Here is a 1,177-nt window from a genome sequence, read left to right on the forward strand (position 1 = left end):
CTTTATTTATGTATAGATCCTGATATTGCAACATAGAAGATAGCTAGACAAATCAAGCCCCAAAGGATGAGTGGCGGCGCTAAGCGCCGCCACTCATCCTTTGGGGGTAAAGCTTGATGATGTCAGACAAAAAGTTCTCTTTGAAATTAACTTTTACGATGAATATACTTTAGATACTTTTTTATATAAAAATTTTAAACAAGATTTTTGTATAAAATTTAATTGTTGGTAATTCCTTACTAATTTGCCGCTCAAAATCAGATTAGGATCCTGCTAATCCTGTAATAAACTCAATAAAACAAACGGTCTGCTCCGAGAAGGTAAAAATACCTATAGGTAGCAAACCGCTTGTTTGTGTAAATTGTTCTTAAATTGGTATTGAAATTCAGAATCTTTAAATAAGCCGATTCCGTTTGAATGAGTATATTCTCTTAGATAGAGTGCAAAAATTGGGATCGCTTAATATTTTCTTTATAATCTATTTGAAAAGTTTAATCTGAGTCTAAATACTTATTGTCAATCGTCAGGAATTATTGCGATCGCTTTTGCTGAGACCCAATAGGATTAACCATTTAAAGCGATTTCCACCTCATATTTTTCAAGCCAAATTATCAACAAATAAAAAAATAAGCGATCATCCAGAGAATAGTGAAGGTATCACTTACTCATCTGAGATCGCTTATTTTTTGTTTTTTATTAAGTTGTTATTTAAATTCAGAACCTATATATAAGCTGGTTCCGTTTGAATAATATTATTTTGCAAGAAATTCTGCCATTTTGGGGATCGCTTAATCATTTCTTTACACTTAAGTTTTGGCTCCTAGGACATGAGTATTTATACTTATCAGTTGAATTTCTTTAAATACATTTCTTAATAATTTTGATAGTGTATAAAGGAATCTTCTATTCGTATTTTATTTATTTATATCTTTTTTGTTTTATAAATGCTTTTGCCATCTGCTAAGACCTCATATTAAATTCTTTATTTAGTATCGATCAACGTCCGTTTTGTAGTTGGGGCATAATTCTCAATAACAAACATTTTTAAATGGCTCAATAGGTGAATCAGGGAGGTGAGGAAAGTAGAGAGTGGAGCAAAGCACTGAGCAAAGCTTTGCCCCTCCTCTTAGCATTATGAACAAACTCAAAAAAGCTTAAATACAAAGGCAACTTTTCT

Annotated in this window: 1 pseudogene; it reads right to left on the reverse strand. The window is 31.6% G+C overall.

Annotated elements, in window-relative coordinates:
* Positions 1–1,065 precede the first annotated feature (1,065 nt).
* Positions 1,066–1,177: pseudogene (locus PSE7429_RS28110) on the reverse strand (IS1595 family transposase); the annotation flags it as partial.

The sequence above is a fragment of the Pseudanabaena biceps PCC 7429 genome (assembly GCF_000332215.1).
In the GTDB taxonomy this organism is placed as follows: Bacteria; Cyanobacteriota; Cyanobacteriia; order Pseudanabaenales; family Pseudanabaenaceae; genus Pseudanabaena; species Pseudanabaena biceps.